1 protein-coding gene is annotated in these 957 nt (G+C 62.2%); it reads left to right on the plus strand.

The features are described 5' to 3' along the window. Positions 1–5 precede the first annotated feature (5 nt). Positions 6–957 (plus strand): IS481 family transposase (locus EOA24_RS39405; RefSeq protein ID WP_127230906.1); only part of this gene is annotated, 952 nt, incomplete at its 3' end.

Here is a 957-nt window from a genome sequence, read left to right on the forward strand (position 1 = left end):
TCCGAATGAACATCCATAAGAATGCCCGTCTCACACCGCTGCGTCGAGAGGAGATGGCGCTGTCGGTGATAGAAGGCGCTTTCTCCAAAGCCCATGCGGCGCGTGTCTACGGCGTGTCGGCCAAGATCGTGGCGCGCTGGGTCGAGCGCTACAAGTCCGAAGGGCGGGCCGGCATGATCGACCGTTCCTCGCGGCCCGCCCATATGCCGCAGGCCACCGCTGCGTTGATCGCCGAGCGCATCATGGCGCTGCGGCGGCAACGTTGGACCGGCAAGCACATCGCCCATGAGGTCGGCGTCTCGCCCGCCACCGTTAGCCGGGTTCTCAAGCGTGCCGGACTGTCGCGGTTGCGGGATATCGAACCGGCCGAGCCGATCCGACGCTACGAGCGCGAGCATCCTGGCGAGATGATCCATATCGATATCAAGAAGCTCGGTCGTTTCGAGCGCATCGGTCATCGCATTACCGGCAAGCGCACCGGCAATGCCAGCTCGCGCGGCAGCAGTTGGGAGTTCGTCCATGTCTGCATCGACGACGCCTCCCGCATCGCCTTCTCGCAGATCCTGCCCGACGAGAAAAAAGAAAGCGCCATCGCCTTCCTCAAGGCGGCGGTGGCCTACTACGCCAGCCTCGGCGTCACGATAGCCCGCGTCATGACCGACAACGGCTCCTGCTACAGATCAAAGGCCTTCGCCAAGGCCTGCCGCGATCTCGGCCTCAAGCACGTCAGGACAAGACCCTATACACCCAAGACCAATGGCAAGGCCGAGCGCTTCATCCAGACAGCACTGCGCGAATGGGCTTATGCCATCGCTTATCCGACTTCAGATCACCGCGCCGCAGAGTTGCCGGTCTGGCTGCACAGATACAATTGGCACCGTCCCCACGGGAGCCTAAAGTCCAAAACACCTATCAGTCGCCTCGCTCTAACCGAGGACAACCTGTTGAGGCTCCACA

The sequence above is a fragment of the Mesorhizobium sp. M2A.F.Ca.ET.039.01.1.1 genome (assembly GCF_003998035.1).
Lineage (GTDB): Bacteria > Pseudomonadota > Alphaproteobacteria > Rhizobiales > Rhizobiaceae > Mesorhizobium.